Consider the following 25,823-nt stretch of genomic DNA (forward strand, 5'->3'; position numbering starts at 1 on the left):
CATTTAAGACTTCAAAATTTTTAGAAGTCTCCAGCGAGCGCCCACACAAATTATCTGATTATCTATTTTAAAGAGCGGCTGACGCGTTGTGCTTCGTTGTTGTGAAGCGTTGTCCGTGTCAGTGGAGGCGTATAATACGCATCTGAATTTTTAGCGCAAGCGGTTTTTGAGTTAAATTAATAAAAATGCACTTTTTACTTAATAATCGCTAGGATCGTTCAAATAATAAACTAACCCCAGATAAAACTGATCAATATACCACCAATCACACCATATTCCCTGCTATAGCGACTCGATTAACTCCGACATATCTAAACAAGCCACTTCAAATGAGGCTCTTTATTCAATTCATGCAGTTACAGCAAGTTACAGCCTCATTTGATAAAACGGAAACTAGTTACTTATTAGAAGCCTCTATAAAACTTCCAACTTAGCGAATGATAAAACTAACCACTTTGTGCCGGCATCATCAAAGTTCACTTGAACACGTGCCTGGGGACCTTGGCCTTCATAGTTCACAACCAAGCCTTCGCCAAAGATCGGGTGTTTAACACGATCTCCCATGGAGACATTCGTCTCAGGCACCTGATGCCCATGGAGAATGTTTTGGTTCTGACGCTGTACTGAAGCCGAGTAGTCTGGACGCTGCATTGACACAGGACGCGCTACTTGTGAACGTAAGCGCACTTCCTCTAAACACTCTTCTGGAATTTCACGAATAAAACGCGATGGACTATTAAACGATTCAGAACCATATAGTCGACGGGATTCCGCGTAGGTAATATAGAGTTTCTGCATCGCACGAGTAATACCAACGTAACACAGACGACGCTCTTCCGCGAGACGACCAGGTTCTTCAAAGGACATTCGGTTCGGAAATAGGTTTTCTTCAACACCTGCTAAAAACACCAATGGGAACTCTAAGCCTTTAGCTGAATGCAAAGTCATCAATTGTACTGAGTCTTGATATTCATCGGCCTGAGCTTCGCCCGCATCGAGAACCGCTTGATCCAAAAACGCCATCATCGGCGAGCTAAACTCTTCCTCCGAGTCTAGCCAATTGAAACCACTCGCCGCATTTACGAGTTCTTTTAAGTTTTCTACACGGGCTTCGCCTTTCTCGCCCTTTTCCTTCTCGTGATAGGGAATCAAGCCAGCTTCAGCAATAATCTGATCAAAGATATCACCTAAGCCAAGATCAGGATTTTGCAATATCGTTGCCATACCATGAATTAACTGCATAAAACCTTTGATAGCATTCGAAGCGCGAGCAGGCATTAAGCTATGAGTAACAATCTGGTCAGCGGCTTGCCACATAGAGCAGCCTTGGTCGCGTGCCAGTTCGCGGATGGTGCCAATGCTGCGCTCACCAATGCCTCGTGTCGGTACATTAATCACACGCTCCATTGCACCATCGTCGTTAGGATCAATGGCCAAACGCGCATACGCTAAGGCATTTTTAATCTCAAGACGATCGTAGAATCTGTGACCACCATAAATCCGGTAAGCAATCTGTTCCCTAACTAAGCATTCCTCGATCACACGCGATTGCGCGTTAGACCGATACAGAATGGCCATATCTTTTAACGCTGTACCGTCATCACGCCACTTCTTGACGATCTCGATGATAAAACGTGCTTCATCTTGCTCATTAAAGCCAGCGTATACCGAGATCGGTTCACCTTCACCGCTGTCTGTCCAAAGTTCTTTGCCTAAACGATCGTCGTTATTACTGATCAAACCGTTGGCTGCTTTTAGGATATGCCCCGTAGAACGGTAATTTTGCTCCAAACGAATCGTATGCAAGTCTTTGAAGTGCTTAGATAAGCTTTGAATGTTCTCAATTTTCGCGCCACGCCAACCATAAATAGATTGGTCATCGTCACCTACTGCTGTAATCGTGCCGCTGTCGCCAACCATTAAGCGTAGCCACGCGTACTGAATGGTGTTGGTGTCTTGAAACTCGTCCACCAATACATGTACAAAACGCTGTTGGTAATGCTTCAACAAGGCCGGCGTGGTCAACATTAACTCATGAGCCCGCAATAATAGCTCACCAAAGTCCAGCAAGCCGTTTTTCTCACAGGCTTCTTCGTAGTGGTAATACATTTCACGCATACCGCGAGAAAACGGGTCATGGCTGTCCGGCACATGGGCCGCGCGTCGACCTTCGTCTTTTTGCGCGTTGATAAACCAGCAAACTTGCTTCGGCGGCCAGCGTGTCTCATCAATGCTCAGCTCACGCATGATGCGTTTCACTAACCGTTGCTGATCATCGCTGTCCATGATCTGGAAGTTTTCTTTCAGCCCTGCATCACGCCAATGAGCGCGCAGTAAACGGTGCGCAATACCGTGGAAAGTGCCAACCCACATACCCTGTGGCGGTACGCCCACCAATTGCTCAATACGGCCTTGCATCTCGCGCGCCGCTTTGTTGGTAAAAGTTACGGCCATCAGGCTATAGGGGGAAATGTCGTAAGCGTGCATCAGCCAAGCAATGCGATGCACTAACACGCGCGTTTTACCAGACCCTGCGCCTGCTAACACTAGGCTGTTTTGTAACGGTGCTGCCACCGCTTCCCGCTGCTTATCGTTCAAAGCATCGAGGATAAAAGAAACATCCATTCGTATCCGCCAATAAAAAATTCATAATAAATAGGTTGATTTTTGACCAGTTAGCGTTTTTTATATCACTGAAGTCTTGATGTCTGTCTATTTTGACTTTTTTCACCTGTCGATGACAGTGATGTGTGCATTTCTGTCGTCGAAATGGACCTGTGAGGAAAAAATGATGAGTACGCCAGCGGAAATTATTTCCGAAGTTAAAACCGATCTGTTACACGCTTCCATCAGCTTGAAGAAAGAGGAAAACGAACGCAACCAGAAAGAAGATAGCGAACGCTTATTGAAAGCTCGGCGAGCAATTGAAGCTTACCTAGAAGAAAAGCGCCTTAATCAAGCGATTTCAGACGGCTGGGACGAATAGCCCCAAACGTCACACCACATTCTGGCAGTCTCGCAAGCTGTGCCAGTGGGACTGCTTTACCTTTAAATTCAGATCCTAAACCAAGATTTGAGTGACGTCCTCCCCTACACGCTTTTTCCCTCTGTTATTTGTCAATTATTGTCGTATTTACAAACCAATTTTGTCTCTTGTTATAGCGAAGGGAACACGCTTCGAGTAACATTACGGCTGATTTTTTACCGTCAACGCACAATAAAAACAGTACATATAACCCTTATGGGGAGTCATCATGTTCGAAAACATTCAAGTTGCACCTGCTGATCCTATTCTCGGCTTAAATGATGCTTATCGTAACGACCCAAACCCAAACAAAATTAATTTAGGTGTAGGCGTTTATAAAGATGAGCTAGGCGCGACGCCAATTCTAAAGTCTGTTAAGCAAGCTGAAGAGCGTTTAGTCGCAACCGAGAAGACCAAAAGCTACTTGAGCATTGAAGGCACAGAAGCTTACCGTCAAGCTGTTCAAGAGCTGTTATTTGGTGCAGGCCACGATGTCATCGCTAAACAACGTGCCCGTACCGCTCAATCACCTGGTGGTACTGGTGCGTTACGTATTGCAGCAGAATTCATCAAAAAACACCTACCTGGTGCAACCGTTTGGGTAAGTAACCCAACATGGGCGAACCACCAAGCAATTTTCCAATCAGTTGGTTTGGAAGTTGGCAGCTACGCGTATTACGACGCAGCAACTAAATCACTGGATTTCGAAGCCATGCTTGCTAGCCTTTCACAAGTACCAGAAGGTGACGTTGTTCTGTTCCATGGTTGCTGCCATAACCCAACAGGCATCGATCCGACCACAGAGCAATGGGCACAATTGGCAAAACTTTGCAGCAAACAAGGCTTCCTGCCATTGTTTGACTTTGCTTACCAAGGTTTCGGCAGTGGCCTAGAAGAAGATGCGGCAGGTTTACGTGTTTTCTTGGACCAAGCTCAAGAAATGCTGATCGCTAACTCATTCTCTAAAAACTTCGGTTTGTACAACGAGCGCGTTGGCGGCATTACCGTTGTATGTGAAACATCTGAGCAAGCAGACGCTGCGTTCTCTCAAGTTAAACGTTGTATTCGTGCAAACTACTCTAACCCACCAGCACACGGCGCAGCAGTTGTCACTGAAGTCCTAACAGATCCGGAACTGCGTAGCCTTTGGGAAACAGAGCTACAAGCAATGCGTACGCGAATTAACGAAATGCGCAACTTGTTTGTGAGTACTTTGCGTGCGAAGGGTGTGGAGCAAGACTTCTCATTCATCTCACATCAAAATGGTATGTTCTCTTTCTCAGGTCTAACACCTGATCAAGTCGCACAACTGCGTACCGATTTTGGTATTTACATTGTGGGCTCTGGTCGTATCAGCGTTGCAGGTATGACAAAAGACAATATGGAACCACTGTGCGAAGGCATTGCTAAGGTACTTGCTAGCTAAGCGCTAATCGCTTAATAATAAAAGCCAGCCGAGATCACTCAGCTGGCTTTTTTTTGCCTTGCGTTTTATAGCAAGGCCCAAGTATGAGGAACAAAGACATGACCGCAACATTAATTTATTGCTACGACCCGATGTGTAGTTGGTGTTGGGGGTTCCGACCAACTTGGACTGCATTGCAAAAAGCGCTAGCGAAACACATAGATCGTGAAGACTTGATCATACAGCCGATGCTGGGTGGATTGGCGGTGGACTCAAATGAACCGATGCCAGTCGCCATGCGCGAGAAACTGCAAGGGACGTGGCAACAGATCGAACAAAGTTTGGGGACAAAATTTAACTACCGATTTTGGACAGATACAGAGCCTCGTCGCTCAACCTATCCTGCTAATCGTGCTTGTTTGGTCGCGCGTGACCAAAACCTTGAAATGGAGATGTATCACGCAATTCAAAAGGCCTATTACTTAGACGCTAAAAACCCCTCTAACTTGAGTACCCTTGCGGATTGTGCCGAACAGATAGGCTTAAACCGCGATGGCTTTTTACTCAGCATGCAATACTCTCTGCAACAAGAATTAGCCGAAAAAGAAATCGATAACGCACGTCAGTTGGGATTGAACTCATTTCCGTCACTGGCATTACTCATCGGCGAAGAACTGATGGAAATATCCATAGATTATCAAGATCACACGCCGATGTTGGCACAGATTGAACAGCGCCTAAAATCTCTTTAATTCTAGGGGTTAAAGCGCTTTATCAAGTGCTTCTAGCAGCTGATTGATGTCTTCCTGACTGGTGTAATGTACGAAAGATAATCGCAACACACCGGTCGCCGGATCCACGCCCAGCGCTTCAAGCAAGCGCACCGCGTAAAAATGCCCAGCGCCACAAATAATCCCTTGTTTCACAAGCTTAGCCGCCAATTCTTGAGGTGTTTGCTCAGTAGCTAATAAAGACACCGTTGCGCTACGCTTTGAGAAGTCTGCAGGACCAACCAACGTCAGCTTTGGATGCTCTGAAACATAATCCAACAACTGTGGTAACAACGCTGCATCGGCATCATGTAGAAGCTTACGTACATTGCTGGCTCTCACACTGATGTCTTTGCTGGAGTCAAAATGATGATCATGTAACCGATCAAAGTAATCTACTACACCACGGGCCGCCGCCACTTGCGCATGGTCAGGTCCCGCTGGGACGAACCACTTATGCCGATACCCACCGTTGAAATAGTGTCCTTGATTCCCCAACTGTAACGCTAGTGCCTGACGCACTACCATAACGCCTAAATGGGGCCCAAATACTTTATAAAGCGAGAACAGGTAGATATCAGCGCCTAGCTCTTTTACATCAGGGAAGCCATGACCAGCATACGCCACACCATCGACAACGGTCCACACGCCAGCTTGCTTGGCTTTGGCACAAATTTCTTTCACTGGGTTAATATGCGCCACTATATTGGAGCAATGCGTGAACGCCAGTAATTTAGTTTTATCCGTAATAAGTGTATCCAAATCAGCTAGATCCAGCTCACCTGTAATCGTATTAACGCGCCACTCTTTAATTTCAATGCCACGTTCAGAAAGCCGGCGCCATACGCCTATGTTGGCTTCATGATCTTGATTGGTAACAATTATTTCATCACCAGTTTGCAAAAGATGCGCAAACGCTTGCGCTAATACATAGGTATTTTGAGAAGTAGACGGGCCTAAGTGTACTTCTTCAGGCAAGACATTAAGATACCCAGCCAAACGATCATGGGACTCGTCCATTTGCTTACCGGCATCTTGAGATACAGGATGCAGATGATAGGGCTGAAGCTTGCTTTGATGGTAATAGCGATTAAGGTGCACGATCACAGGCAAACAGGCGTAAGCACCACCCGCGTTGTCGAAAAACGCTTGGCCTGCCAACGTAGGCTCATCAAATGCAGGGAACTGTGAACGAACAAACTGCAAATCCAATGCGGGCATGCGAGTGCCTCCTTACTCTAAATGTTTGATTTATTAGCAGTATAGGAGGACTCAGAAAAAATGCTTACCCTGAAAACGGAAATCACACTCTATGCAAGAAGTTGGGATTAGCCAAAATCGTGATTGATCAAATCCAACATAGGGTTATAGACGGTTTTCGACGTTTTTTCTTCGTTGCTTTCAGATTCCGGAGGCGCGTCAGACTTCACGTCAGCTGGTAGGGCGTCATCAACTAGGGCACTATCATCAGTAACTGACTGCAGCGCATCCAGTTCTGTTTCTGTCTCGCCTTCTTTCAGCATTACATCGTCTAACTCAAAATCACTCGGTTCGAGTAGTAAGCCAGAAGTTTCTGATTCTGAGGTTTGCGGTGCCGTTGATGACTCGTCGGTCATATCCGGCTCCGTTTCCACTTGAGACAGCGCTTCGGCGCAGTCAGATTCGATCGTATCCGCCACCTTCGACGCTTTGACAAAACGACTGAGCTGTAAAGCTAGCTTATCGATCGCATCGTAGGTCACATTGACTGCCAACCAATGGTCCGCATCGTTTTGCGCTGACAGATAATAACCCGGCACAATACCGTGGCGATGTTTCGCTAACAGCTGCGTCATCTGCGCATCGGTAAGCGCCTGATCCAATTGCAGCCATAATGTTAACCCGCCTTTGCAACTGGCAAAGCGCACGGTATTTTCCAACGCCGCTTCCAAGATGCTTTTCGATTTCTCCGCCACAGACCATATTTGACGAGCTCGACGCATCAAAGACTGACGCTGCGTCGATTGCAAGGCGTCCATAAGCGCTTGCTGCTGCGGATCGCTCAAGGCTAAGTCAGCACTCAATAAAGCCCCTTCCAAGTCCGTATACTGACCAGGAATACACCATGCTGCGTTACGGTCGACACCTTTTGACTCTACGCCACCGATGTACACCACTTGGTTTTTATCGTCTAAGGACTTGTACGTCATCAATGTCGAGGATTTATAGCCAAGATGCGACGTCATATCCCACTCAATCGCAGGAATTGCAACGTGCTGGAGAATAGCTAACCAACGGCGCAAGCTTAGATTTGACACTTCACTACCACTTGGGAAAGCAAACTGACTTGGGAACACGACCAATTTAATGGCATCGTCACGCATACAACGCACGGCTTCATCCAAATCGACCCCTCTTTCACCCGCGGCTAAGGTAAATACTTGGCGACCAAGATTAATCAGTGTCGAGGTTAAACGTGGATCACATGGGGTGATCACCAGCACAGCGTCACCGCGATCCGTCAATGTTTGAACCGCTTGGGTGTACATAGACAATGGGGAACGGCCTAGCCAAATATGCGATGGATGGACGTTGATAGCGACTTTACGTAAGTGCTCACTTACCGCCTCACGTACCGCAAGATGGCCTTTGCCTAAAATAGGCAGATCCGATTCCCCCTGTTTGACGCTCGCAATCAAGAATTCATCACTTTGGTCCACCATCGCAGCACGATGTGATAAAGCAGACCACGGCATTTTCTTACTCAACGCCTCGCCAAACTGCACCACTTTATCACCGGCCAGCACATGAGCGTGCTTCACGCTGGGCTTATGACATACGAAGTAGCCGGATTTAGGACGAGACTCGATCCAGCCTTCCTCAGCCAGCAAATCGTAGCCATGAATCACGGTATTGAGACTCAGCTCAAGCTGTTTCGCAAGTTTGCGCAGGGACGGCATCTTATCCCCTGGGGCCAATTTCCCTTGGCTCATTTGCTCTAAAAACCAATCCACTACGCCTTTGTATAAAAAGTCCGCCACGGTCACTGTACCTTTAATGTCTAAATCTGTGCATTCTGTTAGAACCTTAGCGAATCAGGCTGAAATGACAAGTGTTTACCACCTGTAACATGCATTATTGCAGCCATTAGCTCATTTTGAGGTACAATTTACCCCTATTTTCAAAAACGGTCTGAGTGAGTGGTGTATGTCTTTTGACGCAAATACAATTCGAGATGAGTTTCCAATCCTGTCAATGGAAGCGAACGAGCACCCGTTGGTGTACCTCGACAATGCGGCCACCACTCAAAAACCACAGGTGGTATTGGATGCTCTGATAACCTATTACACCACCAGCAACGCCAATGTTCACCGGGGAGCCCATTACCTTAGTGATCGCGCCACCGCTCAATTTGAACACGCCCGCGATCGCGTCGCACAGTTTCTGAATGCGCCCGAAAACAGCTATGTCATTTGGACAAAAGGCACCACGGAAGCCATTAACCAAGTGGCTCATGGCCTTGAGTGGTGTATCACACCCGATGATGAAATCTTAATCACCAGTCTTGAACACCATGCAAATCTCGTCCCTTGGCAGCAATTAGCGTTTCGGACTGGCGCGCGCTTGCGTGTACTACCACTTACATCAAAGGGTGAGTGGGAGCCGGAATACGCCCATTACTTTAACGAACACACGCGTATTTTTGCCTGCACTCAGATATCCAATGCCATCGGAGTAAAGACTCCGCTCAAAGACATGCTAGCGGCAGCGAAAGCCGTAGGCGCCTTTACCTTAGTGGATGGCGCACAAGCCGTTGCTCATTATGAAGTGGATGTGACTGAGCTGGATTGCGACTTCTATGCTTTCTCCGGCCACAAAATGTATGGTCCAACAGGCATTGGCGCGCTGTACGGTAAAGCCCATGCACTGGACGTGCTAACGCCTTTGCAAACCGGCGGTGAAATGGTCAGCCACGTGACCTACAACAGCACCGAGTTTAATACACTGCCCTACCGGCTTGAAGCGGGCACACCCAATATCGAAGGCGTGATTGGCCTTTCAGCAGCGTGTGATTTTCTGGCCAGCCAAGATCGTGAGGACATGCTGATCTGGGAGCAAAAGCTGGCGCGCTATGTCTACGACGAGCTGAAATTCAATAATGACATTGAAATTTACTCGCCTGCCATAGACACCACAGTGGTGTCTCTCAGTGTGCCCGGTATTCATACATTGGATTTAAACGGCTACTTGGACAGCCAAGGCATTGCCGTCCGCGCAGGCAGTCATTGTGCCCATCCACTGATGGCCCAACTTGGCGTCAGCAGTACCCTGCGCGCATCCTTTGCTTGTTACAATACTTTATCCGAAGCACGCCGCTTTTGTGATGTTCTTCTCGAAGCCATAGAGATATTAGGTGATGACTGAATTAAACCGCGACGCTATCCAAGCACAACTAAAAGCCTGCACCAGTAAAGAAGCTACCTTTAAAGAGTTAGTAAGCCTTAGCAAACAGCTTGAGCGACTGACGGATGCTGAAAAGATTGAAGAGAACAAGGTAAAAGGCTGCGAAAGCGCCGTCTGGTTAATTGAGCGCCAAGAAAATGGCATATGTACTTTTCAAGCCGACAGCGACGCCAAACTCATGCGTGGTGTCCTCATGGTGATCTTAAGCCTTACTAATGGCCACAGCAAAGCCGAGTTACAAGCAATGGATCTGGCCGCAGAGCTGAATGAGTTTAACCTGTCTAGCTACCTCACCAGCTCTCGTACTAATGGGATATTGAGGATTTTACAGCAGATTCAGACCTAAACTGTCTCTGCTTTGTTAAAAGATAAAACCACTAATTCCTAATGCGATAAACATCACACCGGTAGCGCGATTAATCGCGACGAGGTGGTGTTGTAGCAAATGTGAGACTTTGTCGATCGCTGATGACACCAAAATATGAATGACCAAGGTAATCAATACCAGCTCTAAGGTCAGTAAGATCGCATAGGAAATAAAATGCCCTTGATCAGGAATAAACATTGGAAAGAGCGCCCCGAAGAAAACTAGGGTTTTCGGGTTCAACAGCGAAATCAGTACGCCATTTTTAAAGCTGTAACCCTGTGCGGCAATGGTCATTTCACGGCTAGCATAATACAGCGCTTTACAGCCTAAATAGGCGATGTAGCCACTGCATAACCAGGTCATGATTTGAAACGCTTGCTCACTCGAATGAATCACGGCTAACAGCCATGTATTGGCCAGTAAAGATGCCAACATAAGCCCTGTGGCAATGCCAAAGATCACCGGTAAGGTACGGCGAAGATTGTGGTTAATGCTGTTACTGACCACCGCCAAACCACCTGGCCCTGGTGAAGCCGCCGATGCAAGGCAAATGGCTAAAAACGCTAACTGGCTTTCCATAATGTGACTCATTAATTAGGTAAGTCACCAATGAGCAGATTTTATCTGCGACCAAAAGCCCATCGCACATACAACGTGCTTGTATGAGTAGGTTTGGGATATAGAAGATATGAACAATAATATTCGAAATCACGAAATGTTTAAGCGTAGTTATTCTTAAATAACTTGTACCATGACAGTAAAATGGTATGCACACCCATGCTAATTCACATGAATACATGAGTGTTTTCCTGCGTACAGCGCAGTCCTACTAAAGCATGTTCCACATGGTAGGACCGCGGTTTTTCATGAGTACGTAACCCTTTTCCTGCGCACAGCGCAGTCTAACTAAAGTGGGCTTAGGCCTGCGTCTAAGAAGTATTGGTTTATGTCGTTGATGCTGACGCCGTTTAGTCCAGCCGCATTTACGATTCCAGACAGTAAGGTGGTATCGATGCCAAGGTTTTGCGCCTGCTGGTGGAGTCCTGCAATATAATTATCTGCTACCGCATCCAACACTAATTCAGCGGCTTGCGCGAGTGCTTCTTCATCGTTGTTAAAGAACTGTAAGGCGTCGTTTGTGTAGTCTTTATAGACGTCTAAAGAGAACTTCTCCGCCCCTTTTTCGCTGTCGAACACAAATGAATACTGTCCCGTGTCTTGTGCCGTGAGGTTAAAGCTTACAAGTACCTCATGGTCAGTGTATAAGGTATCAATTTGATTGCCTTGACTGTCAAAAATAGTGATTTCGGCTCGGTTTTCTCCTTGGTAGTTACCGTCTTGCACTAAAGCTAAGTCGAAGACATATTGCCCTGGTGTGTCGAATTCGATGCTGATTCCAACCGGGGTTGCTTCGCTCTGAACAAAGGTAAGGTGATCGTCGACGGACATGGTTTGTTGCGGACTTTCATTATCAGCGATGATTAATGTGGTATTGATACCGTCATTGGCGAGAACGTCGTCAGGCGTTAGAGTTTCAGTGATTACTTTTGTACGTTGTTCAAAAACACCCTCGCTTACTTCTTCGATATAACTCACAGTATGCGTCAGTCCAGCGATGTTGGGCAGCTCAGAGATTGGGCTTAATGCCAAGGTAATGCGCTCCGCATTAAACTCTAGAGCGTGGTCATCTGTGGCTGAAAAGGTAAATGACGCTTGTGATTCACCTGCGGCAAAATGCAACAGCCCCGTTAATGGTGAGTTTACATCGGCCCAATCGGCCTGTTGATAAGATGGAAGGAAATACTCCGGTAACTCTGACCATTGATTCTCCAAATTCTCCCAATCTATTTGATCATATTCGGGATTTTGATTTTCAAAACTCTCCCAATCTATTTGATCACGGGCGGAATTGTATAGACTATTAAGGTTTATGGCCCAGACAAAGGTTTCATCAACATCCAGATTGCTTGAGCGCTCTAGGGTGATGATGGTTTCTTCACCTTCTTCGATGTGTGTTGGGTCTAGCGAAGAGTACAAAGAGAGCTCGCGATCTAGTGTATCAGTGAATATGTCCAGCTCATAGGACGTATCCGTTGTGGTCACTTGGCTGTCATCGTTGGCGAAATTGACATAGGTGATTAGCGCATCGCTGTCTTTTTCAGTAATGGACACATCATGCGTAGCACGGTCACCGACAAAGATGATGCGGTATTGACCTGACTCTGTCGGTGTAAAAGTAATCGTGGTGGCATCTTTTGCTAAGGTGGGTGTAACAAGCACGCCGGTTGGGCTGTAAATAGCAAATGTTTCAAACGACTCTAATGTAAAGGGGGACTCGTTTGCTGTGACATCGCCGCCCTCATGCAATTCATTCAGGGTTAAGGTGTAGGGCGTATCTGTTTCAAGCGCTATTTGGATTTCGACGGCTTGACCGCCTTCGGTCATGAATTTTGCGGCTTGATTCGGTATCAATTCGATGGTCCGGCTTTGTTGATCTGCGATCCCATAGTTAACTGAAAAAGACTCGCTATCCTCAGGTGTTAACACCAGAGGAAAGGAGCGGTAAGGATTGCTTGAAATGCTTGGGTCGTCGTGTGTCGCAACGGTCATGCTGGCGCTTTTCTGTCCAGCTGAGAATACCAAGTCACCCGCCATATCGGAGGCAAAACTACTGAGTAGAGCAGTGCTTCGATCGCCATTGATATAGGTATCGCTTAAGGTACCTTGGATTTGCAGAATTTGCTGTAGTGCATCACCTGCTTCGGTGACTTCCCAGTGCACCGTCTCGCTTGTACTCAGGTTGCTTGTTCTTTCAATGGTAAAGGTAACTTGCTCGCCTTCATTTAGCTCGGTGATTGGCTTCGATGCAAATACGAGATAGGATCCATTATCTAATAGTTGGTATTGTCTTGTCGCTTCTATACTCATTGTGCTTCCTTGAAATGGCATGTGTTTCCGTTGTGTACAACGCAGGATGCGTTTATTGAAAAAAGTTTAGTCTGGATGGGAATATTGGGGTAGATATGTTGACGAGGCAAGACCGCGCATAAGCTCCATCCATGAGTTATGGTTATTAGTATGTGAGGTTAAAGAGAGTGATACGTGTTTGCAATGTTTGTTTTAGTAAATATTGTTCAAAAATTGTTTTATGAAAGAGGTAGTTGCAAAAACCCGCTTTCGAGCAGAATTTCCTTTGCTTGAAGACAAAAAAGGAAGGATGTGGGTGGCCGTTTCCGGCACAATGTCATTCATTAGAACACCCACAAGATGACAATGTCATTCATTAGAACACCCACAAGATGAATGCTACGTCCCCATCAAATTATACATACCGTTCAATTTCAATTATTACCAGATTTATTGTTGGATAGCGATGTGCTGATCCCGAAACTGGAAAAGCTTATCCATACCCTAGAATGGGCTCGCATAGAAGAATTTGTCTGCGTTTCTCGTACTGCTGAAGGACGTATACCACATGAGCGAAGCTGTATCGTAAATGCTTTCATTGCAAAAGTCGTGCTTGGGCTGACCACCACGGTTCATTTGATTGAGAAACTGACCATAGATCGAACTCTGCGACGTATCTGTGGTTTCCCATACCACAAAAAACTTCCATCAGAGTCCACTTTTTCTCGTGCTTTTGATGAATTTCCTGAAGCTTAATTAGCATAACATGCTCATTAAGCCTTTACTAAAACGCATTTTGGAGACAATTTAATTGGACATATCTGTCGTGATGGAACGACTATTGAGGCGAGAGAACGCCCTGCGAAAAAACCAAAAGAACCAGAGATAGACAACCCCAAACGAGGGTGCCATGCAAAGGACAAGAGCCAATGCCTAAGCTTAATATAGCGCGTCAATGCTCTCAAAACTTAGAAGCCTTACTAATGGCCACAACAGCAAAGCGAGTTACAAGCAATGGATTTGGCCGCAGAGCTGAATGAGTTTAACCTGTCTAGCTACTTCACCAGCTCTCGTACTAATGGGATATTGGGCATCCTTAAGCAGATTCAGGCCTAAACTGTCTCTGCTTTGTTAGAAGATAAAACCACTGATTCCTAATGCGATAAACATCACACCGGTAGCGCGATTAATCGCGACGAGGTGGTGTTGTAGCAAATGTGAGACTTTGTCGATCGCTGATGACACCAAAATATGAATGACCAAAGTAATCAGTACCAGCTCTGCTGTCAGTAGTATCGCATAGCGAAGAAAGTCTTCATCAGCTGGGATAAACATCGGAAACAGCGCACCGAAAAACACCAATGTTTTTGGATTCAATAACGAGATCAGTACCCCATTTTTAAAACTGTAGCCCTGTGCCGCAATAGTCATTGTACTGTTAGCATAATACAGCGCTTTACAGCCTAAATAGGCGATGTAGCCACTGCATAACCAGGTCATGATTTGAAACGCTTGCTCACTCGAATGAATCACGGCTAACAGCCATGTATTGGCCAGTAAAGATGCCAACATAAGCCCTGTGGCAATGCCAAAGATCACCGGTAAGGTACGGCGAAGATTGTGGTTAATGCTGTTACTGACCACCGCCAAACCACCTGGCCCTGGTGAAGCCGCCGATGCAAGGCAAATGGCTAAAAACGCTAACTGGCTTTCCATAATGTGACTCATTAATTAGGTAAGTCACCAATGTAATCCTAACGCTCAGTGTTATCTTGTAAAAAATTGCTGTCGATAAGCCGAAGGCGTAATCCCCATGGCTCTGACGAAGGCTTTGCTAAAATGGCTTTGATCATGAAAGCCACAGTTAAGCGCTACATCGACCGCACTCATGCCACGTTTTAGCTGCGCTCTGGCATGATTCAGTCGTTGTTGGATTTGATATTGATGTGGCGTGAGCTGAAAGTAGCGTTTGAATTCTTTGATTAAATGAAACTTACTGATGCCCGCTTGTTGCGCGACAGTTTCCAAAGATACTTTATGTTGATACTGATCGGCTAGGTAATCACGTACCTGTTCGATATTCGATTGCGCCGATCCGAGCGCTCTTGGCGATTGACCGCGCTTAATGGCGTGCTTTTGCAGCAGATTGACTAAAAATAGCTCCCAATGCACTTCTAAATCTAATGCCTCCGCACCCGATTCGAGCTTAGCCAATAATAACTGCATTTGCCGACTCAAGCGTTCATCTTGCAAAATACTCGCATGGAAGCTCGGTACGCCAGATCGACCAAACAACTCTTGGTACAGATCGCTAACTCGTTCTAATGAAGGGTATAAAGCACGGTAACGCCAACCTTCACCCTGTCCTTTGGAACCGGTATGCAGCTCATCAGGGCTGACAATAGACAACTGCCCCGGTAAAGCATTGTGACTCGCACCTTTATGACAAAAGTGCATCACACCTGTATCGACAATAGAAATCACATAATCAGCGTGAGCGTGTTTACCAAATACCGTATCCGTGAATTGCGCATGAATGACTTCAAGACCATTTAATACTTTATGGGTCTTCACATAGCAAAATTCTTCAGCACGCATAACGTTCCCCCGTGGCACACTCAAACACCGGTAAAAAATTGTTCAGTCTTGTATGGCCTTTTGTGCCAATTTCTCTAGCACTCGCCCTACAGCAACAAAGCCGAAGGTAGCAGTAACGACCGTGCTAGCGCCAAACCCTGTATCGCAATTCATCTTGGTCTCTGTATCCCCTCGACGACGTTGCTGAGAAACTGTACCGTCTAGCTGTGGGTATTTCAGCTGTTCTTGCGAGTACACACATTCAATATCAAAACGACGCTTAGTATTTCGAGTGAAGTTGTAATGGCGACGTAGAAAGTTTCTCAGTTTCGCCGCGAGCGGATCGCGCTCGGTACGCGCCAAGTCACAAATCTCAATTCGAGTCGGATCTAGCTGACCGCCTGCTGCACCGACGGTTATAACAGAACGCTTATTACGCTTACACCAAGCGATCAGAGCTGCTTTAGGTTTGATGCTGTCAATCGCATCTATAATATAGTCAAACGGCGTATCGAGCAGCTCAGGGATGTTTTCGGGCGTGATAAAGTCTTCAATGCAGTTCACTTGGCAGTTGGGGTTGATCAACTTAATACGCTCTGCCATAGCGTCGACTTTCGATTTGCCTATGTTGCCATCTAGAGCATGAATTTGGCGATTGGTATTGGTGACACACACATCGTCCATATCGATTAAGGTAATCTGACCAATGCCTGAACGCGCAAGAGACTCAGCACACCAAGAACCTACTCCACCGATACCAATCACACAAACGTGGGACTGTTGAAAACAGTCATAGGCAGCATGGCCGTATAGGCGACGAATACCACCGAAACGCTGATCATCACTCACTCTTTTAACTCCTTGCAGAATCTTACCGATAAGGCAAAATAACGGCTTAGCCTAGCGGCGTCTAAATCATGACAAGCACAACGCCCAAGGATGGGCGTGCGCGCCCTTCGCGGACAGGGACGTCCGCAGGGCGATGTTGTCATGTTTAGACGCGCGTCACTAAGGTCTCTATTCAACCATGCCTCTGGCGGCTGCGATTAAAACGATTAATAAAATATGCTGCATCAAGTGTTAGAACAACTCGGTCTTACAGAGCGAGAAGCCACGCTGTACCAAACTTTGCTTAAACTTGGGCCAGCGTCGATTCGTGATATTGCCGAACAATCAGGCGTTAACCGGGGTTCCGCTTACGAATCTCTCAAACAGCTGCAAAATAAAGGCGTCGTCAGCTATTTTCCAAAAGGCAAACGTCGCTTCTTCATGGCTGAGAATCCGGATATTCTGCTCAACCTTGCTGAAGAGCGTAAGCAGAACATAGAGAAGACTATTGATTCGCTCAAACACACGATTATTCCAAGCTTGGTGCAGTCCCAACCAACCTTTCACCACACCGACGTGCGTTATTACGAAGGTGACGATGGTATTGAGTGGGTATTGCGCGACATTTTAAACGTGGTGTCCCAGCAAGACCATAAGGAATACTGTGTATTTTCCTCCAAACCGATCCGACCGTACTTGTATCGACCATTCCCAACCTATACCAAACAACGTATTAAACTGGGCATTAAGGTAAACGTCATCGCCCTAGGCGACGGTGGTGAGGATGCCGAACTGTCCGAGCGTAAGTGGATTAAAACCGAAGGCAGTGTCGATGCCAGCTACATCGCCATCTATCCACCCAAGTGTGCCATCATTTCGCTCGCGCGCGACAACTTCCCTTCGGCCGTGGTTTTGGAATCCAACGACATTGCCAAAGCGCAACAAATTATCTTTGATACTTTATGGCGACTGCTGTAAGGCAAAAAATAGCCGTTATAAAAAAGCCCGAGCGTAGGCTCGGGCAACAGTGGAGTAACATGGCGTGGCCATGTTGGCTTGCTCAAAAACTCAGCTAGGCTGCTAACCCGCCAGTTTGTCGACAATGATGCCGCGCTCGGCCATTAAATCCTGAATGTCATGAATACTGTTTGGATCGTCGATGGTGGAAGGAATATTAAACTCTTCTCCCGAAGCAATCTGACGCAGTAATTTACGCAGGATTTTACCAGAACGGGTTTTCGGTAACTTCGGTACCACCATAGCAATCTTAAAGCAGGCCAAGGCGCCAATTTCTTGACGAACCAAAGCCACTAACTCTTCTTGAATTTTATCGGTGTGTTCTTCATAGCCATTTTTCAACAGTACCAATCCTAATGGTAACTGGCCTTTTAGATCGTCATTGATACCGATCACACAGCATTCAGCGACAGCATCGTGCATGGCGACAACTTCTTCCATTTCACCCGTTGATAGACGATGTCCTGCCACGTTGATAACGTCGTCGGTTCGCCCCATGATAAACACATAACCGTCTTCATCGATGTAACCACCATCTCCAGAGGTGTAATAGCCGGGGTATTCACTTAAATACCCCGACTTAAATCGATCGACGTCCCCCCAAATAGCCGGTAAACAACTGGGGGGCAGCGGTCTTTTTAAGGCGATACTGCCCTGCTCCATTGGTGCGAGCGACTCGCCTCGATCATCCAGTACATGCACTTGAAACCCTGGGGATGGCACTGTCGAAGAACCTGGTTTGGCAATCTTCATTTCCAATCCTATTGGGTTAGCGCAAATCGCCCAGCCAGTTTCTGTTTGCCACCAATGGTCAACAACACATTTTCCGGTGACGGCTTTAGTCCATTCGTACGTAGGGGGATCTAAACGTTCTCCTGCCATAAAGATGACCCGCAAACCGGCTAAGTCTTCTTTGTTAAGTAACTCTGCATGCGGATCTTCTTTACGAATGGCACGAAACGCCGTAGGCGCAGCAAACAAAGTCTTCACATCGTATTCTTTACAGACCCGCCAAAACTCACCGGCATTCGGCGTCATGATTGGCTTACCTTCGTACATCACAGTGGTACAGCCATAAATCAAAGGGCCATATACGATGTATGAATGGCCTACGACCCAACCGACATCCGATGCCGCCCAGAACACCTCACCCGGAGACATGTTGTAGATGGCTTTCATAGAATAGTTCAAGGCAACAGCATGACCACCATTGTCGCGAACCACACCTTTCGGTTTTCCAGTCGTTCCCGAAGTATATAGGATATAGAGTGGATCAGTGCCTTTAACAGGGGTACAGTCACACGGAAAAGCACTTTTTACTAGCTCGTTCCAGTCGTAATCCCTGCCTGCTTTAAGCTCTGCAAGTTCTTGTTCTCGTTGATAAACAATGCAAGCATTGGGTTCATGCTTGGCTTGTCTCAACGCTTCATCAAGTAACGGTTTGTAAGACACGATACGGCACACTTCAATGCCGCAGGAGGCCGTCACGATGGCTTTAGGCTTAGCATCATCAATGCGTACCGCTAACTCATGGGCAGCAAAGCCACCAAAGACAACGGAGTGAATCGCCCCTAATCGTGCAACCGCCAACATGGCCATCAAAGCTTGAGGAATCATTGGCATATAAATAACGACCGTATCGCCCTTGCCAACCCCTTGCTGCTTCAAAGCGCCCGCAAACACAGACACTTCATCTAACAACTCTTGATAGCTGTAAGTCTGCTTGGTGTTGGTCACCGGGGAGTCATAAATCAGCGCCGCTTGATCAGCACGGCCGTTAGCGACGTGATGATCAAGCGCAAGATAGCAGGTATTGAGTTCGCCATCAGCAAACCATCGGTCCATGCCATGCTCATCCTGTGAGAGCACGGTATGCGGAAATTTGAACCACTCTAACGCTTGCGCTTTTTCGCGCCAAAATGCCTCTGGTTCAGTACAGGCACGTTGATACTCTATTTGATATGACATGCAGGCAGACCTTTTATGTTTATTCTTTGCCAAACTTCAGATTGTCTACAATCTGAAACGTCGAAACCAAATATAGACGAAAAAAGCGCCAAAAAATCTAATACTAAAGGCTAATATTTGAACATTATTTATTTTTTGTCGACAAAACGAACCGTTCTACGATTCTGTTCAATCACTTTAAGGCGTGCTACCGCTTCGCTTAGCTCTTTCAAAGCGCGGGTATGATCAAGATCATTGCCGGAGCTGCCTAAGCGCTCTTGCGCATGCTGCTTAGCCGCAAGGGCTTCTGCTTCGTCTAACTCGCCCGCTCGCTCTGCAAAGTCCGCTAACAGAATGACACGATGAGGCTGCACTTCCATAAAACCACCCGAAATATACAACAGCTCTTCACTGCCATCCTCTTTTACCAGACGAGCACTGCCCGATTTTAATAAGGTCAATAACGGGGCATGCCCTGGAAAGATGCCGACTTCACCCTGATCTGAAGGCGCAACAATATACCTCACAGGACTCGAGTACAGCGTGCGTTCGGCACTAACAATGTCGCAAAGAATGGTATGACTCATAAAAACTCCTTTTTAAACTACGTTGGGTGCTGTGCAGGATGCATAAACCCTTCCAACTTTCACAATGCTACTCCTTTTATAAGTCAGCATGTTGGGTAGATGCTTCTCATCACCAAATTATAGGCATAAAAAAAGCAGCCCTAAGGCTGCTTTTTATGATCTGGATAACGTCTAGCTTATTTGCTTTGACGGAACTGCTGGATAGTACGTAGACGAGCTACGGCTTCCGCCAATTCAGCCGTTGCACGGCTAATATCCAAATCAGCATGTTGCTGATCCAACAGATCTTGAGCATGTTTCTTCGCTTCAAGTGCTGCCGCTTCATCAAGGTCGTTCGCACGAACAGCGGTATCTGCTAAGACAGTTACACGATGAGGCTGAACTTCAAGGAAGCCGCCAGATACAAAGATAATTTCTTCGTCACCGTTTTGCTTAATCACACGAACAGGGCCTGGTTGCAATGTAGTCAACAAAGGCGCATGACCTGGGTAAACACCTAGATCGCCATAACTACCTGCAGCCACAAGAGTCTCAACAGAACCTGAGAAGATCTCTTGTTCAGCGCTTACGATATCGCATTGTACCGTGATAGCCATAAGTTGCCTCTTTTCAGTCAGGCTTTGTCAGTGAGCCGAGGCTCACTGACACTGCGTGGATTAAAGTTTCTTAGCTTTCTCAACAGCTTCGTCGATGCTACCGATCATGTAGAACGCTTGCTCTGGAAGTTCGTCGAATTCGCCGTTAAGGATACCTTGGAAGCCACGGATAGTGTCTTTCAAAGAAACGTATTTACCAGGAGAACCAGTGAATACTTCCGCTACGAAGAAAGGCTGAGACAAGTAACGCTGGATCTTACGAGCGCGGTTTACAGTCTGCTTATCTTCTTCAGAAAGCTCGTCCATACCCAAGATCGCGATGATGTCTTTCAGCTCTTTATAACGCTGAAGAACCATCTGTACGCCACGTGCTACGTCGTAGTGCTCTTGACCAATTACAAGTGGGTCAAGCTGACGTGAAGTAGAGTCCAATGGATCGATCGCTGGGTAGATACCCAAAGATGCGATGTCACGTGACAATACAACGGTTGCGTCCAAATGCGAGAACGTTGTCGCTGGAGAAGGGTCAGTCAAGTCATCGGCAGGTACGTATACCGCTTGTACAGACGTGATAGAACCCGTCTTAGTCGACGTAATACGTTCTTGAAGCACACCCATCTCTTCTGCAAGAGTTGGCTGGTAACCTACCGCAGAAGGCATACGACCTAGCAGTGCTGATACTTCCGTACCCGCTAGTGTGTAACGGTAGATGTTATCGACGAAGAATAGTACGTCACGGCCTTCATCACGGAATTTCTCCGCCATGGTTAGACCTGTCAATGCTACACGAAGACGGTTACCTGGTGGCTCGTTCATCTGACCGTATACTAGAGATACTTTGTCGATTACGTTCGAGTCAGTCATCTCATGGTAGAAGTCGTTACCCTCACGAGTACGCTCACCAACACCTGCGAATACAGAGTAACCGCTGTGCTCGATTGCGATGTTACGGATAAGCTCCATCATGTTTACGGTTTTACCTACACCGGCACCACCAAACAGACCAACTTTACCACCTTTCGCGAAAGGACAAACAAGGTCGATTACCTTGATACCTGTTTCAAGCAATTCGTTGCTTGAAGACTGCTCAGCGTATGAAGGAGCTGAACGGTGGATAGACCAACGCTCTTCTTCACCGATGGCGCCTTTTTCATCAATTGGGTTACCTAGAACATCCATGATGCGGCCTAGAGTCTTAGTACCAACAGGTACCAACACTGGGTTACCAGTGCTTTGAACTTCTAGTCCACGCTTCATACCTTCGGTAGAACCCATGGCGATAGTACGTACAATACCATCACCTAGTTGTTGTTGAACTTCCAACACCAACTCTTTTCCCTCAATAGTAAGGGCGTCGTATACTTTTGGCACGCTATCACGTGGGAATTCCACGTCGATAACCGCACCGATGATCTGTACGATTTGTCCGCTACTCATGTTCGGATCCTCTTAATACCTAAATACCTTAAACCGCTGCCGCGCCGCCAACAATCTCAGAAATTTCCTGAGTAATGGCTGCCTGACGTGCCTTGTTGTACACCAACTGCAATTCATTAATGATATCGCCCGCGTTGTCCGTTGCGTTTTTCATAGCCAGCATTCGAGCGGCTTGTTCACACGCAATATTTTCAACAACGGCTTGGTATACCTGAGACTCAATGTAACGAACCAGTAGATCATTTAAGATCTCTACTGCATCAGGTTCGTACAGATAATCCCAGTGGTGCTTCAGTTCTGCATTTTCTTCTGCTTGTAGCGGCAAAAGTTGCTCGACACATGGTTTCTGAGTCATGGTGTTAACAAATTCGTTAGACACCAAAACTAGACGGTCGATGCGACCTTCATCAAACGCATCCAACATAACCTTCACACTACCAACCAAACGTGATGCTTCTGGAGCATCGCCTAGACCAGTTACTGCTGCGGATACATTACCACCGTAGTTTTTGAAGAAAGACACTGCTTTTGAGCCAACGGCACAGATCTCAACTTCGACCCCTGCTTCGACAAATTGCTTCATGTCTCTAATAGCCGCTTTAAACGCGTTAACGTTCAAGCCACCACACAAACCACGGTCACTGGATACGATGACGTAACCAACTCGCTTGATTTCACGCTCGGTTAGGTAACGGTGCTTATACTCAGGATTCGCGTTTGCCAAGTGACCAATCACTTGACGAATGCGATCTGCATACGGACGAGAAGAGGCCATACGATCCTGAGCTTTACGCGTTTTACTTGCAGCTACTTTCTCCATAGCGCGCGTAATTTTTCGCGTATTGTTAATGCTCCCAATCTGAGCGCGTATCTCTTTTCCGACTGCCATATTAGACCTGCCCTTGTGAGAATGTTAATTCACAAACTGCAGAGATGATTGGTGGCCAGCAAGCCAGCCACCCAATCATTACCAAGTTTGTGTAGCTTTAAACTTCTCAATCGCTGACTTGAAAGTACCTGCGATTTCGTCGTTGTAATTACCAGACTTGTTAATGTCTTGCATCATGGCAGCGTGTTCGCTGTTCATGTAGCTCAACAATGAACTTTCAAAGCTAGCAATTTTGCTTGTTTCAACATCTGCAAGGAAGCCTTCGTTGGCAGCGTAAAGGATTACGCCCATGTCACCTACTGACATTGGACTGAATTGCGGTTGCTTCATCAATTCAGTTACTTGCTTACCGTGCTCAAGTTGCTTACGAGTCGCATCATCAAGGTCAGAAGCGAACTGAGCAAACGCAGCCAATTCACGGTACTGAGCAAGAGCAAGACGAATACCACCGCCCAACTTCTTGATGATTTTAGTTTGCGCTGCACCACCTACACGAGAAACCGAGATACCAGCGTTCATTGCAGGACGGATGCCTGCGTTGAATGAGCTCGTTTCAAGGAAAATCTGACCATCGGTGATAGAGATAACGTTCGTTGGTACGAACGCTGATACGTCACCACCTTGAGTCTCGATGATAGGTAGAGCTGTTAAAGAACCCGTTTGGCCTTTAACTTCACCGTTAGTGAACTTTTCTACATATTCAACGCTTACACGTGATGCACGCTCTAGAAGACGAGAGTGCAAGTAGAATACGTCACCTGGGTACGCTTCACGACCTGGTGGACGACGAAGTAGCAATGAGATTTGACGGTAAGCCCAAGCTTGTTTCGTCAAGTCATCAAATACGATCAACGCATCTTCACCGCGGTCACGGAAGTATTCGCCCATAGAACAACCAGAATATGGTGCTAGGAACTGCATCGCTGCTGGGTCAGATGCACCCGCTGCAACGATAGTCGTGTATTCCAATGCGCCATGTTCTTCTAGCTTACGTACTACGTTAGCGATCGTAGATTGCTTTTGACCAATCGCAACGTACACACACTTAATGCCAGAATCTTTCTGAGCAATAATAGTGTCGATTGCTAGAGCCGTTTTACCAATCTGACGGTCACCGATGATCAACTCACGTTGACCACGACCGATTGGCACCATAGAGTCGATTGCTTTGTAACCAGTTTGTACTGGCTGATCAACACCCTGACGAGCGATTACACCAGGTGCAACCTTCTCTACTGCGTCAGTTAGTTTCGCATCAACTGGGCCTTTGCCGTCGATTGGGTTACCAAGTGCGTCAACAACGCGACCTAGTAGCTCAGGGCCTACTGGTACTTCAAGAATACGACCAGTACATTTTGCTTTTTGACCTTCTACAAGGTCTTGGTAGTTACCAAGTACTACGGCACCGACAGAGTCACGCTCTAGGTTCAATGCCATACCAAAGATACCACCAGGGAACTCAATCATTTCCCCGTACATTACGTCAGCTAGACCGTGAATCAATACGATACCGTCTGCAACGCTGACAATTGTGCCCTCATTCTGGGCATCTGAAGTCACATCAAGTGTTTCGATGCGCTTCTTAATGATCTCGCTGATCTCAGATGGATTCAGTTGCTGCATGCTAAATTCCTCAACCCTGGTTTCGCGAATGAAACCTTAGGAGTTTATCGCTTCGGCCAGTTTCGCCAGTTTTCCGCGTACTGAACCGTCGATGATTAAATCACCGGTACGGATTACCACGCCACCAATAAGGCTTGCGTCTGTTTCACTGGTAAGGTTGATCTGACGATCTAACTTTTTACCCAGTGAAGCGGCCAGTGTTTGCTCTTGTTCAGCTGATAAATCAAAGGCAGATGTCACTACAACATTTACCGCTTTTTCATAGTTCAGCTTGAACTGCTCAAATAACTCAGAAATCGCTGAAAGAAGCGTTAAACGCTTATTCACAGCAAGACTTAGCAAATATGCTTTACCTTGCTCAGTGACGACTTCGTTGCACACTTCCGCTAGAGCTGCTGCCTTCTCTTGCGCACTAAAAGCTGGATTTTGAAGCGCTGTTTTTAGCTTTGGCTCAGTTGTAGCAGTAGCCAATATGCTTAGCATATTGGCCCACTCAGCTACTTGGCCTTGCTCACGAGCTACTTCAAAAGCGGCTTTGGCGTATGGTCGCGCGACTGTTTTTAATTCAGCCATAGGACCCTCGCTTATAGCTCTTTGGCGAGTTGTTCAACGATCTCGCTGTGTGCTTTTTGATCAACGCTGGCGCCCAAAATCTTCTCTGCACCGATAAGAGCTAGAGCTGAAACTTGACTACGCAGCGCTTCTTTAGCACGTACGACGTCTTGTTCGATCTCTGACTGAGCTGAATCACGTAGGCGTTTGCCGTCTGTGATCGCTTGCTCTTTCGCTTCATCAATGATTTGGTTAGCACGTTTGTTGGCTTGTTCAATAATCTCGGCCGCTTGTTCCTTGCTTTCACGTAGTGTCTTAGTCGCTTGCTCTTGAGCTAGCTCTAGATCACGTGAAGCACGGTTAGCTGCTTCCAAACCGTCTGCTATTTTCTTGCTACGCTCTTCGAGCGCAGCAATTACTGGTGGCCACACGAACTTCATGCAGAACCACACAAAAATAGCAAACGAGATAGCTTGGCCTATTAGTGTGAGATTAATATTCACGCAAATATCCTCGCTCTAGTCGTTCAAAATTAATAAATCACTTCAAAGTAAAGCGACGTATTAGCCAGCAACCTGAGCAACGAATGGGTTTGCGAAAGTGAAGAACAATGCAATACCAACACCGATCATAGTTACGGCATCAAGAAGACCCGCTACGATGAACATTTTAACTTGCAGCATTGGAACCATTTCTGGTTGACGCGCAGCGCCTTCCAAGAATTTACCACCAAGTAGACCAAAACCAATCGCAGTACCTAGGGCACCAAGACCGATAAGAAGGGCTACAGCAACAGCGGTTAGACCAACTACAGTTTCCATTTTAACTCCTAATTTTCACAGTTTTTAAGATT

At 46.6% G+C, this 25,823-nt stretch carries 23 protein-coding genes and 1 pseudogene; 7 read left to right on the top strand and 17 right to left on the bottom strand.

The features are described 5' to 3' along the window. Positions 1-414 precede the first annotated feature (414 nt). Positions 415-2,625: a DNA helicase II gene (uvrD, locus tag AYW76_RS09160; RefSeq protein WP_067218877.1), complete on the bottom strand. Its 2,211-nt coding sequence runs from the start codon at positions 2,623-2,625 to the stop codon at positions 415-417. 166 nt (positions 2,626-2,791) lie between these two features. Between uvrD and AYW76_RS09165 the strand changes: the two genes are divergently transcribed. From AYW76_RS09165 to AYW76_RS09175, 3 genes are all read left to right on the top strand, one after another. Then, positions 2,792-2,986 carry a PA3496 family putative envelope integrity protein gene (locus tag AYW76_RS09165; protein WP_067035575.1) on the top strand — a complete coding sequence of 65 codons (195 nt, stop codon included), beginning with the start codon at positions 2,792-2,794 and terminating at the stop codon, positions 2,984-2,986. A 268-nt stretch (positions 2,987-3,254) separates the two neighbouring features. Then, on the top strand, positions 3,255-4,451 hold the full coding sequence (locus tag AYW76_RS09170; RefSeq protein WP_067093633.1) for an amino acid aminotransferase: 1,197 nt from the start codon (positions 3,255-3,257) through the stop codon (positions 4,449-4,451). A gap of 98 nt (positions 4,452-4,549) precedes the next feature. Continuing rightward, complete coding sequence (locus tag AYW76_RS09175; RefSeq protein WP_067218880.1) at positions 4,550-5,182, top strand: DsbA family protein; 633 nt, start codon at positions 4,550-4,552, stop codon at positions 5,180-5,182. 9 nt (positions 5,183-5,191) lie between these two features. Here AYW76_RS09175 and AYW76_RS09180 read toward each other — a convergent pair whose 3' ends face one another. Together AYW76_RS09180 and AYW76_RS09185 are read right to left on the bottom strand one after the other, a co-directional pair. Next, positions 5,192-6,421, bottom strand: a complete 1,230-nt coding sequence (locus tag AYW76_RS09180) for an aminotransferase class V-fold PLP-dependent enzyme (RefSeq protein WP_067218885.1) — start codon at positions 6,419-6,421, stop codon at positions 5,192-5,194. A 107-nt stretch (positions 6,422-6,528) separates the two neighbouring features. Then, a complete protein-coding gene (locus AYW76_RS09185; RefSeq protein ID WP_082866175.1) occupies positions 6,529-8,220 on the bottom strand; it encodes a GntR family transcriptional regulator in 1,692 nt (563 codons plus the stop codon). Positions 8,221-8,386: 166 nt separating this feature from the next. Between AYW76_RS09185 and AYW76_RS09190 the strand changes: the two genes are divergently transcribed. Both AYW76_RS09190 and AYW76_RS09195 read left to right on the top strand, forming a co-directional pair. Continuing rightward, positions 8,387-9,604: an aminotransferase class V-fold PLP-dependent enzyme gene (locus AYW76_RS09190; RefSeq protein ID WP_067218892.1), complete on the top strand. Its 1,218-nt coding sequence runs from the start codon at positions 8,387-8,389 to the stop codon at positions 9,602-9,604. Then, positions 9,597-9,989 carry a SufE family protein gene (locus AYW76_RS09195; protein WP_067218895.1) on the top strand — a complete coding sequence of 131 codons (393 nt, stop codon included), beginning with the start codon at positions 9,597-9,599 and terminating at the stop codon, positions 9,987-9,989. Before AYW76_RS09190 ends, AYW76_RS09195 begins: the two co-directional genes overlap by 8 nt. A 15-nt stretch (positions 9,990-10,004) precedes the next feature. Here the strand turns inward: AYW76_RS09195 and AYW76_RS09200 are convergent, their stop codons facing one another. Both AYW76_RS09200 and AYW76_RS09205 read right to left on the bottom strand, forming a co-directional pair. Further along, a complete protein-coding gene (locus AYW76_RS09200) occupies positions 10,005-10,589 on the bottom strand; it encodes a LysE family translocator (protein ID WP_067218899.1) in 585 nt (194 codons plus the stop codon). A gap of 327 nt (positions 10,590-10,916) precedes the next feature. After that, the gene (locus AYW76_RS09205; protein ID WP_067218904.1) at positions 10,917-12,938 is read right to left on the bottom strand and encodes a hypothetical protein; all 2,022 of its coding nucleotides are present in this window, start codon (positions 12,936-12,938) and stop codon (positions 10,917-10,919) included. Between the two features lie 375 nt (positions 12,939-13,313). On the opposite strand from AYW76_RS09205, the pseudogene AYW76_RS19355 reads away from it, so the two are divergent. Then, a pseudogene (locus tag AYW76_RS19355) lies at positions 13,314-13,781 on the top strand (transposase); the annotation flags it as partial. Positions 13,782-14,048: 267 nt separating this feature from the next. Here the strand turns inward: AYW76_RS19355 and AYW76_RS09215 are convergent. From AYW76_RS09215 to tcdA, 3 genes are read right to left on the bottom strand one after another with little or no spacing between them, the layout of a single operon-like run. After that, entirely contained in the window at positions 14,049-14,633 is a 585-nt protein-coding gene (locus AYW76_RS09215) for a LysE family translocator (RefSeq protein ID WP_067218910.1), read from the bottom strand. A 51-nt stretch (positions 14,634-14,684) separates the two neighbouring features. After that, a complete protein-coding gene (locus AYW76_RS09220; RefSeq protein ID WP_067218913.1) occupies positions 14,685-15,515 on the bottom strand; it encodes a helix-turn-helix transcriptional regulator in 831 nt (276 codons plus the stop codon). 42 nt (positions 15,516-15,557) lie between these two features. After that, the gene (tcdA, locus tag AYW76_RS09225; RefSeq protein WP_082866179.1) at positions 15,558-16,343 is read right to left on the bottom strand and encodes a tRNA cyclic N6-threonylcarbamoyladenosine(37) synthase TcdA; all 786 of its coding nucleotides are present in this window, start codon (positions 16,341-16,343) and stop codon (positions 15,558-15,560) included. Between the two features lie 216 nt (positions 16,344-16,559). Between tcdA and AYW76_RS09230 the strand changes: the two genes are divergently transcribed. Then, complete coding sequence (locus AYW76_RS09230) at positions 16,560-17,300, top strand: TrmB family transcriptional regulator (RefSeq protein ID WP_067218920.1); 741 nt, start codon at positions 16,560-16,562, stop codon at positions 17,298-17,300. Between the two features lie 102 nt (positions 17,301-17,402). On the opposite strand, the gene AYW76_RS09235 is transcribed toward AYW76_RS09230, so the two are convergent. From AYW76_RS09235 to atpE, 9 genes are all read right to left on the bottom strand, one after another. Beyond that, entirely contained in the window at positions 17,403-19,307 is a 1,905-nt protein-coding gene (locus AYW76_RS09235) for a propionyl-CoA synthetase (protein ID WP_067218923.1), read from the bottom strand. 128 nt (positions 19,308-19,435) lie between these two features. Then, positions 19,436-19,873 carry a F0F1 ATP synthase subunit epsilon gene (locus AYW76_RS09240; protein ID WP_067218926.1) on the bottom strand — a complete coding sequence of 146 codons (438 nt, stop codon included), beginning with the start codon at positions 19,871-19,873 and terminating at the stop codon, positions 19,436-19,438. Positions 19,874-20,049: 176 nt separating this feature from the next. Then, on the bottom strand, positions 20,050-20,469 hold the full coding sequence (locus AYW76_RS09245) for a F0F1 ATP synthase subunit epsilon (protein ID WP_067035531.1): 420 nt from the start codon (positions 20,467-20,469) through the stop codon (positions 20,050-20,052). Positions 20,470-20,529: 60 nt separating this feature from the next. Then, positions 20,530-21,906, bottom strand: a complete 1,377-nt coding sequence (gene atpD, locus AYW76_RS09250; RefSeq protein WP_067035528.1) for a F0F1 ATP synthase subunit beta — start codon at positions 21,904-21,906, stop codon at positions 20,530-20,532. A 28-nt stretch (positions 21,907-21,934) separates the two neighbouring features. Further along, positions 21,935-22,795: a F0F1 ATP synthase subunit gamma gene (atpG, locus tag AYW76_RS09255; RefSeq protein ID WP_067035525.1), complete on the bottom strand. Its 861-nt coding sequence runs from the start codon at positions 22,793-22,795 to the stop codon at positions 21,935-21,937. A 78-nt stretch (positions 22,796-22,873) separates the two neighbouring features. Then, entirely contained in the window at positions 22,874-24,418 is a 1,545-nt protein-coding gene (gene atpA / locus AYW76_RS09260) for a F0F1 ATP synthase subunit alpha (RefSeq protein WP_067035522.1), read from the bottom strand. Positions 24,419-24,454: 36 nt separating this feature from the next. Further along, positions 24,455-24,991, bottom strand: a complete 537-nt coding sequence (locus tag AYW76_RS09265) for a F0F1 ATP synthase subunit delta (RefSeq protein ID WP_067218930.1) — start codon at positions 24,989-24,991, stop codon at positions 24,455-24,457. Positions 24,992-25,002: 11 nt separating this feature from the next. Continuing rightward, the gene (locus AYW76_RS09270) at positions 25,003-25,473 is read right to left on the bottom strand and encodes a F0F1 ATP synthase subunit B (protein WP_067218933.1); all 471 of its coding nucleotides are present in this window, start codon (positions 25,471-25,473) and stop codon (positions 25,003-25,005) included. Positions 25,474-25,533: 60 nt separating this feature from the next. Then, a complete protein-coding gene (atpE, locus tag AYW76_RS09275) occupies positions 25,534-25,791 on the bottom strand; it encodes a F0F1 ATP synthase subunit C (protein WP_067035513.1) in 258 nt (85 codons plus the stop codon). Positions 25,792-25,823 lie beyond the last annotated feature (32 nt).

The sequence above is a fragment of the Marinomonas gallaica genome, assembly GCF_001639745.1.
Lineage (GTDB): Bacteria > Pseudomonadota > Gammaproteobacteria > Pseudomonadales > Marinomonadaceae > Marinomonas > Marinomonas gallaica.